This is a genomic window from Photorhabdus heterorhabditis (assembly GCF_001280945.1).
GTDB classification, from domain to species: domain Bacteria; phylum Pseudomonadota; class Gammaproteobacteria; order Enterobacterales; family Enterobacteriaceae; genus Photorhabdus; species Photorhabdus heterorhabditis.
Window position 1 is genome coordinate 46,636 of sequence record NZ_LJCS01000027.1, and the last position, 8,271, is coordinate 54,906.

The 8,271-nt window shown below is 43.3% G+C and carries 6 protein-coding genes, 4 tRNA genes and 1 pseudogene; 7 read left to right on the forward strand and 4 right to left on the reverse strand.

All coding sequences use genetic code 11. The annotated features are described in order from the left end of the window. Positions 1 to 5 precede the first annotated feature (5 nt). The 7 genes and pseudogenes from wecG to AM629_RS22220 all read left to right on the forward strand — a co-directional run bounded on the left by wecG (position 6) and on the right by AM629_RS22220 (position 4,008). Positions 6 to 743 carry a lipopolysaccharide N-acetylmannosaminouronosyltransferase gene (wecG, locus tag AM629_RS11120; protein WP_054478932.1) on the forward strand — a complete coding sequence of 246 codons (738 nt, stop codon included), beginning with the start codon at positions 6 to 8 and terminating at the stop codon, positions 741 to 743. 242 nt (positions 744 to 985) lie between these two features. After that, positions 986 to 2,365, forward strand: coding sequence for a bifunctional threonine/serine APC transporter ThrP (gene thrP, locus AM629_RS11125; RefSeq protein WP_054478934.1), 1,380 nt, complete (start codon positions 986 to 988; stop codon positions 2,363 to 2,365). A gap of 153 nt (positions 2,366 to 2,518) precedes the next feature. Beyond that, positions 2,519 to 2,595, forward strand: a tRNA-Arg gene (locus AM629_RS11130). A 71-nt stretch (positions 2,596 to 2,666) separates the two neighbouring features. Continuing rightward, positions 2,667 to 2,742, forward strand: a tRNA-His gene (locus AM629_RS11135). Between the two features lie 15 nt (positions 2,743 to 2,757). Beyond that, a tRNA-Leu gene (locus AM629_RS11140) sits at positions 2,758 to 2,844 on the forward strand. Between the two features lie 17 nt (positions 2,845 to 2,861). Next, positions 2,862 to 2,938: transfer RNA gene (locus AM629_RS11145), tRNA-Pro, on the forward strand. A 766-nt stretch (positions 2,939 to 3,704) separates the two neighbouring features. Next, a pseudogene (locus AM629_RS22220) lies at positions 3,705 to 4,008 on the forward strand (NINE protein). Between the two features lie 93 nt (positions 4,009 to 4,101). Here the strand turns inward: AM629_RS22220 and hemY are convergent. The 4 genes from hemY to hemC are packed head-to-tail and all read right to left on the reverse strand — an operon-like array spanning position 4,102 to position 8,146. Next, positions 4,102 to 5,310 carry a protoheme IX biogenesis protein HemY gene (hemY, locus tag AM629_RS11150; protein WP_054478936.1) on the reverse strand — a complete coding sequence of 403 codons (1,209 nt, stop codon included), beginning with the start codon at positions 5,308 to 5,310 and terminating at the stop codon, positions 4,102 to 4,104. Between the two features lie 3 nt (positions 5,311 to 5,313). Next, on the reverse strand, positions 5,314 to 6,447 hold the full coding sequence (gene hemX / locus AM629_RS11155; protein ID WP_054478938.1) for a uroporphyrinogen-III C-methyltransferase: 1,134 nt from the start codon (positions 6,445 to 6,447) through the stop codon (positions 5,314 to 5,316). A gap of 20 nt (positions 6,448 to 6,467) precedes the next feature. Then, on the reverse strand, positions 6,468 to 7,208 hold the full coding sequence (hemD, locus tag AM629_RS11160; RefSeq protein WP_054478940.1) for a uroporphyrinogen-III synthase: 741 nt from the start codon (positions 7,206 to 7,208) through the stop codon (positions 6,468 to 6,470). Further along, positions 7,205 to 8,146, reverse strand: coding sequence for a hydroxymethylbilane synthase (hemC, locus tag AM629_RS11165; RefSeq protein ID WP_054478941.1), 942 nt, complete (start codon positions 8,144 to 8,146; stop codon positions 7,205 to 7,207). Before hemC ends, hemD begins: the two co-directional genes overlap by 4 nt. Between the last annotated feature and the right edge of the window lie 125 nt (positions 8,147 to 8,271).

Genomic DNA, 8,271 nt, shown 5'->3' on the forward strand with positions numbered 1-8,271 from the left:
AGAAAATGGAGCGAAACAATATTCCTAAGTATAACATTCGTGGCTTGAATATTTGGGGCTTTCGCGATATGGCGCACTTTCTTGACCATATTTTTCAGCGAGGGCAGGTAAAGACGGGTACTTTGGTTGCAATTAATGCAGAAAAAGTTCTGACAGCGGAAGAAGACAATACTCTGAGTACTTTGTTAGGTGAAGTAGAATATCTGTATGCCGATGGTATCAGCATTGTACGTGCTATCCGCCGTAAATACCTTGATGCTAAAGTTTCTCGCGTAGCGGGGGCAGATTTGTGGGAAGCGATGATGGAACGTGCTGGCAAGGAAGGTACTCCTGTTTTTCTGGTCGGGGGGAAACCAGAGATATTGGAACAAACGGAAAACAAATTACGGACTCAATGGAACGTCAATATTGTTGGCAGCCAGAATGGTTATTTCACACCAGAAGAACGTAATATTGTTTTTGAACGGATTCATGCTAGCGGAGCAGCAATTGTAACAGTTGCAATGGGGTCGCCTAAGCAGGAAATTTTCATGCGCGACTGCCGTAAAATTCATTTCGATGCTCTCTATATGGGGGTTGGTGGTACTTATGATGTATTTACCGGTCATGTAAAACGTGCGCCGAAAGTATGGCAGAACCTCGGGCTTGAATGGTTTTATCGTTTGTTATCACAACCAAGCCGTATCCGTCGCCAGTTTAAGCTATTGAAGTTTTTGGGATATTACTACTTCAATCGTCTGTAAATGTGTTGTCTGCCTGTCGTATAACAATTTGCGACAGGTTGTCAAAAAATTCATTTCACAGCGTTTATATAACCGTTTGATCCTGCCGGGCTTTTACTATCAATACTAATTATTGGGTAATTTTTTATTCCACTGAGTGGAAAAACATGTTTTGATCCCTGCCATTTTTATGGCTGGTCAAAACCAGTTTTGTATATTTTGACTATTACACATTACAACACATAACAATGGACAGGGAATTTATGGCAGATCAACAACAGGGCCTGCAACGAGGTTTAGAAGCCCGTCATATCGAGCTAATCGCATTAGGCGGAACTATTGGTGTCGGTCTGTTTATGGGCTCAGCCAGCACGCTGAAATGGGCGGGTCCTTCTGTTTTGCTGGCTTACATTATTGCCGGAATTTTTGTTTTCTTCATTATGCGTTCCATGGGGGAAATGCTGTTTCTTGAGCCTGTTACGGGTTCTTTCGCTTCTTTTGGGCATAAATATCTCAGCCCATATTGGGGATGCCTGACCGCTTGGGGTTATTGGTTTATGTGGGTGGCAGTAGGGATATCAGAAATAACAGCTATTGGCGTTTATGCCGAGTTCTGGTTCCCTGAACTTCCTCAATGGGTGTCAGCATTAATTGCAGTGGCATTGGTCGCTTTGGCAAACTTGGCGGCGGTACGTCTTTATGGTGAGTTAGAATTTTGGTTTGCCATGATTAAGGTGACCACAATTATCGTGATGATCCTGGTTGGTCTGGCGCTGATATTTTTTGGCATCGGTAATCAATGGCAACCTATTGGATTGGGTAATTTGACTGCTCATGGTGGTTTTTTTGCTGGTAGTTGGCAAGGGTTCTTGTTTGCGCTCTGTATTGTGGTTGCATCTTATCAGGGGGTGGAACTGGTAGGTATCACTGCGGGGGAGGCTAAAAATCCACAGGTTACCTTAAAGAAAGCGATTAACAATATTCTCTGGCGCATCTTGATTTTCTACGTAGGCGCGATTTTCATTGTGGTTACATTATTTCCGTGGACAGAAGTTGGTTCACAGGGTAGCCCGTTTGTGATGACATTTACCAAAGTAGGAATCACTTCAGCAGCAGCCGTGATTAACTTTGTCGTATTGACCGCTGCGCTTTCTGGTTGTAACAGTGGTATGTACAGTGGTGGACGTATGCTCTATGCATTGGCGCAAAATCGACAGTTACCCTCATCACTGACTAAATTGTCAAAGAATGGTGTACCAGTAACGTGTATTGCCATTACGATCTTGTGTTTGATGGTAGGTTCCAGTTTGAATTACCTGATCCCAAACCCACAGGCGGTTTTTGTTTATGTCTACAGTGCTAGTGTCCTGCCGGGGATGGTTCCGTGGTTTGTTATTCTGGTGAGCCAGCTGCGTTTTCGTCAGCACCATCAAGCGGCATTGAAACAACATAATTTCAAATCTATTTTGTTCCCATATGTAAATTATCTGACACTGGCATTTTTATGTTGTGTGTTGGTGGGCATGGCGATTAACCCTGATACCCGTTTTTCACTGTTGGTAGGCGGAGGATTTTTGCTAATAGTGTCGCTTATTTATTGGTTGGTAAGGCTTTTTAGTGTCAGAAAGCTAATAGTCCGATAGATTAATTTGCTGTCATAGCTGGGGTGGTAGAGAAATTAAGAGCTGGCTTTATCAACGAAATGAGCAAGGTGTAATCAAATGCATCATTTCTGAAAAAAAGCACTGGACAGTAGATCATTAAATCCGTACTATCCCCATCCGCAACGGCGTTAAGCGCCCGTAGCTCAGCTGGATAGAGCGCTGCCCTCCGGAGGCAGAGGTCTCAGGTTCGAATCCTGTCGGGCGCGCCATTAATAGCGTGCAAGAGCTGCGGTGGTGTATTTTGCTGTTGTAAGTAGTGAATTATTAAATAGCTGTTATGGTGGCTATAGCTCAGTTGGTAGAGCCCTGGATTGTGATTCCAGTTGTCGTGGGTTCGAGTCCCATTAGCCACCCCATCTTTTTTGTGACACGCGAGGGTGGCGGAATTGGTAGACGCGCTAGCTTCAGGTGTTAGTGTCCTTACGGACGTGGGGGTTCAAGTCCCCCCTTTCGCACCATAAAAAAGAAAAAATTTCGGCGAGTAGCGCAGCTTGGTAGCGCAACTGGTTTGGGACCAGTGGGTCGGAGGTTCGAATCCTCTCTCGCCGACCAGATTCCAGGAAGAACCCTGCATTGCGGGGTTTTTTTGCATTTAACCTTTTTGCCCTTCCACTCTTCCTGTTTCCTTTTTTGCCTCTTATTCGCAACATGCGGTTTGTTGATCTAAGTTGATTGAATCACTCTTTTCTCTGGTATTAACTATTTGTTTTATATTGTAATTTATTATCTTGTTGTATTTTGACGACAATAGATATATTGACTGTCTCAAATAAGAGACTTTTAACATATTGAATTTAAATTAAAAATTTAAAACGCGTGAGGGATTGTCTCAAATAAGAGACAGTTAATGAAGCGAGCTTTATCGTGGTTTGCTTTCTCGTTGTAATAAATGGAGAAATAGCTGATAAAGCGAGGCAGTTATTCACTTGAATAAAAGCTGGCACGTTAAATGCATGCCATAAAAATGTAGATGCTCATCCTATTTCTTATGACAGCATAAGCTTCATAAACCCAGGGATGATGCAGAGCCGATTATCGGTGCCTATTGTCCATGTCACGATGAATAAGATACAGCTGTCTTTTCATCACCGACCGGACTCAACGTTGAGTGAGGCACTATCCGTCTGTAGACCTGATTGTATTTATACACCTATCTTTCTAAGGTAGGTGTTTTTTTGGCCCATCTTTAGGAATATCTTTAATCTATGAACGGTTCAGATATGAATATCTAATATAGGCAAAGCTGAAAATATGATTGCTGGTTTCGCTATAAAATAGGCTTGGTTACTTTTTTAACCTACTTAAAGGGAATATATAAATATCAAGAATGATTGGATGCTTTGGCTGCGGAAAGATGTTGCATGAATCTGCATAGTCGTGCCCACATTGTGGGGCGATGATAAGGGTACATTCTTCTGGTAGTAATAACAGAATTGTGGCGGCATTATTGGCATTTTTTTCTTGGTAGCTTTGGCGCCCATAAATTTTATTTGGGTAAGATAGGCATGGGAATTTTATACCTACTATTTTGCTGGATGTTCATTCCTTCACTTATCTCGTTTATTGAATTTATTATTTATCTCTGCACTTCCGATGAAGATTTCGCCAGAAAATATGGCTAGAAAAATGCCCTCGAATGGGGCATTTTTAGTGAAGTGTGAAAAATGCGAAAAGAATAACGGTAACTGGATAGCGAAGATACCGTGTTATCTGAGCTATTTGCTATGAACTACGTTACTCTTACGCTTCAAAGTTAGCACCAATCCCTCACGGCGAACCTGTGCCGCTTCTTCCGGTTTGCGTAACTTATCCAATGCATCTGCTAGCCAGGCATAATCATGAGCATCGGGGCGTTGAGCTAATGCTGCTTTAAAATCTTTTGTTGCTTTTTCCCATTCTCCGTGGTGTAAAGCAACCTGTCCAAGAGTACTATTCAATAAAGGAGTAGCACCATATTGCTTTAATTGATGGTCCAGTGCTTTTTGTACCGGTTTTGGATCTTCATTTTTCAACCGTGGGATCAGCCGTAGTAAACGTTCATCGTATTGACGTTTTAAACTTTCCAGGATGATCTTTTGTGCAGTTTCATGATCGTCACATTCGATCAAATGTTCAGATATTGCAATTTGCAAAGCCACATTATGACGAATCTTACGGCCTTGATCATGCCACCAACGTTTTAAACCTTCACTGCCTTGTTCTGACATATATTGATTCATCAGACCGATATAGGCTTGTTGACGCAGCTTATGAATTTGTGACTCATCATGCAGATGGATTTTTTCCATTGTCGGTAGTATGTCAATCAGTGACTGGTAAGCCCCTGATCTTGTATAAGCTTGTTCAGCTAGGCGCAACACTTCTGGATGGCGTGAAGCTTGATTCAGTAGTTTGTCCACACCATGGCGGGCCGCATGAATTTCACCTTGCGCTAGTTGAATACGTACACGGGTAATATCCACAGGCAACTGATTGTTGTCTGCGACTTCTGCTGCACGTTCCAGATATTGATTAGTACGGAATTCATCTCCGCGTTGCTGGGCCGCTTCAGCGGCCAGTAAATAGTTGACTACAGGTTGTTCTGCATGATCAGCATTACGGGTCAGCAATTGCTCCACTTGTTTGAAATCACCTTCTGCCAGTTTAATCAGTGCTTCTTTTGTTTGGGCATGGGCACGGCTACGTTTGCGCCCAAGGAACCAACCTCGAGTGCGTGAGCTTGTGCGCATAACTCTGCGGTAGCACCAACCAAGAAAGCAAAGTACTAACTGTAAAAGAACAAATATAATAAACAGACCGGTAACGCTAGTTTCAATATTGTAGTTGTCAGTTTGAATTAGCACATACCCCTGATGACCCGCAGCTATTGGACCAAGCACAATACCAACAATCAGCACAACAAACAGTAACAGGACTTTCAGCATAGCTTAACCCTCCTGATTGATTGCAGAAGATTGGGACAGCAAGCTGCGGACCCGGGTTTGCATCAGTTTTTCCAGTAAAGGCTGGCTTGAAAGATGATCTGGCACAGTAATGGAAATAGGTTGCTGACTCAGTGAATCAATTTCTTCCAGGAATGCTTTAGTATTTGGATCGTTAATATTAAAGTAAGCTCTGACCCAGGTTGAAACCGTTTCCAGTGATTGTTTAAATACTTCTCCTTGATGACGCGGTATTGCCTGAGCTGCAATCAATAAACGGGCGCGGATATTTTCCCGTAGATAGATATCCTGATTTGGTGCCAATAATGGCTCAGCAGCAGTATCACGGCGACGGATAGTAATGAAGTTATCCATAAAGCTGTTCCAGCTTTTGCTCAGATTCTGGCGCCATTCGGATAAGGTGCCGGTCAATTCATGATTGTCTTCATCCATTGGTAAACCATCGGGGGTATTGTCAGCCAGACGCAGGTTGTCTACTTGGTTAGAGAGCTGATTAACCCGCAGGATAATGCCATCAAAATCAACTTGGCTAATGGCGGATAATTCGCTGATGTCCTGTGTAATTGCACGACGAATTTCAATTAGGCTTGGATCATTCATTTCAGCAAGACTGGCATCTGCATTTTTTAGCAGAGCAGCGGCAGTGACGACATCTTGGTCATTCCATAATTTTCGTCCAGCCATTTTGACTAGAAAATCAGCCTGTGCCAGTAGCCAGCTTTTTACATCAGAACTGGATAACGCAGATATTTTGGCCTGTAATTCTTGCAGATGACGATCCAATTGCTCATTTTGTGCGGCTTGTGTGGCAACCTTGCTCGAAGCTTTCGCCTGTTCTTTGAACAGAGCTTCAATACGTTGCTGATCTTGTGATTGTTGATGTTTCAGCGATTCCAGTTGTTGGCGCAGCTCATGGTTCTCTGCACTCAGTAAGTGGCTTTGCTGTTGTCCGTAGTAATAAAGGCCACCACCGATTGCCAGAATAATTGCAATAGTAATAATGTTTCTCAGAACGCCAGAACGTTTTTGCTTCTGAGGCTCTATTCCGGGCTGTTGCGGGGGTTCAACCTTTTCTATTACTTTTTCAATTGTCTCGGCGGACTGTTTTTGTTCCGTCATAGTGGGTATCCCATGTCAGTTTATTCTAGGGCCTGAATTAAGGCATCATTATCTGCACTTTTAGCAACTTTGACATCTTGCCAGCCCAAATTCCGGGCGGTATGTGCAAGACGTTCGCTTACCACAATAAGATGGCAATTCAATAACCACCTGTTTCGATCACTGTCGGGTATTAAGTTGTATAACAATTGCAGTATTTCGCCGCTGGTTACAACTAAAGTTTTTACCCCATATCTTTGCCAGCGGGCGCTGAATTCTGCTGCCGAGTAATCTACTCGCTGGCGAAAATAACATTCACAATAATTAACTGTGGCACCTCTTTCTGTCAAAGTTTGGGCAATAAGTTCACGCCCGCCATTTCCTCTGAGCAGCAAAGCTTGTTTATTTTCAACCTGATATAATGAGGGTAGTTCTAGCAGGATTTCGCTGGTTTCGCCCTCTGATGGCCAGGCAATATTTATACCAGTCAGTTGATGAAAAGCCAGAGCGGTTGATCTGCCAATAGCATAATAAATCAGCTTGTCTGGCCATGATAGATTAATTTGATTTAACTTTGAGTTTGCATAATGCACTGCATTTTTTGACAGCAGAAATACCATATCACCGGTATTCAGATGGCAAAGTTTTTCAGCCAGTTGTGACAGTTCTGAACCTGGGCGAATATCGATTAAAGGTGCGCTGAAAGCAGTTTTGCCCGCAGCCTGTAATCTTCTAACTAATTCTTCTCCGGCAGGAGAAGGGCGTGTTACCAGAATGCTCATGTAGGGGGATTGCCTTGATAAACTTCCGCCAGAATTTCTCTTGCTCCCCGCTCCAACAATTCTTTGGCCAGTTCAACGCCTGCTTGACATGCATCTTTGGGTAAAACTGTCCGCTCGCCACGAATAATAACGCTGCCATCTGGCGCTCCAACCAATGCTCGCAGCCAGATTTTTCCATCCTGCCAGATGGCATAGCTACCTATTGGTACCTGACAGCCTCCTTCCAGACGGGTGTTCATTGCTCGTTCGGCAAGAACACAGATTTCTGTATCATAGTGGTTTAATGGTGCTAGTAGAGTTCGTGTTTGCTGGTCGTCAAGGCGGCATTCAATCCCCACGGCTCCCTGACCAACGGCAGGTAATGACTGTTTTGCGGATAATGGTGTACGGATACGGTCATGCAATTCTAACCTTTTCAATCCTGCAACAGCGAGAATGATAGCATCGTAATGACCATTATCCAGCTTACTCAGACGGGTTCCAACATTACCTCGAAGGTCACGGATAATCAGGTCAGGGCGTAATTCACGGAGTTGACACTGACGGCGTAAGCTTGATGTACCAACAATGCTGCCTGTTGGCAGTTTATCGAGAGAGTGATATTTGACAGAAACAAAAGCATCACGTGGATCATCACGTTTGCAAATAGTGACTAATCCTAACCCTTCGGGAAAAGAGATGGGTACATCTTTCATCGAATGAACGGCGATGTCCGCCCGACCTTCAAGCAGAGCTAGTTCAAGTTCTTTGACAAATAGCCCCTTACCACCCACTTTTGCCAGAGGTGTGTCCAGAATGATGTCTCCTTGGGTTACCATGGGAACCAGTTGAACTGCCAGATCTGGATGAAATTGTTGCAATTTTTTCTGAACATATAATGCTTGCCACATAGCCAGAGGGCTTTGGCGGGTTGCGATACGGATAGTTTTAGTTGACATAGATGCTTGTATTTTTCAGGCTTTGCAGTTGTCATATAGATGAAAAACATAATACTTGTTTTAACACTTCAACAGTTTTTTTTCCAGCTAAGACCTGGGAAGATAATATACAGATTATATTAAAA

Excerpts from the sequence above, each read along its gene's own strand:
- wecG (WP_054478932.1), top strand. The coding sequence starts at position 6 with ATGGAGCGAAACAATATTCCTAAGTATAACATTCGTGGCTTGAATATT.
- hemC (WP_054478941.1), bottom strand. The coding sequence starts at position 8,146 with ATGTCAACTAAAACTATCCGTATCGCAACCCGCCAAAGCCCTCTGGCT.
- thrP (WP_054478934.1), top strand. The coding sequence starts at position 986 with ATGGCAGATCAACAACAGGGCCTGCAACGAGGTTTAGAAGCCCGTCAT.
- hemX (WP_054478938.1), bottom strand. The coding sequence starts at position 6,447 with ATGACGGAACAAAAACAGTCCGCCGAGACAATTGAAAAAGTAATAGAA.
- hemD (WP_054478940.1), bottom strand. The coding sequence starts at position 7,208 with ATGAGCATTCTGGTAACACGCCCTTCTCCTGCCGGAGAAGAATTAGTT.
- hemY (WP_054478936.1), bottom strand. The coding sequence starts at position 5,310 with ATGCTGAAAGTCCTGTTACTGTTTGTTGTGCTGATTGTTGGTATTGTG.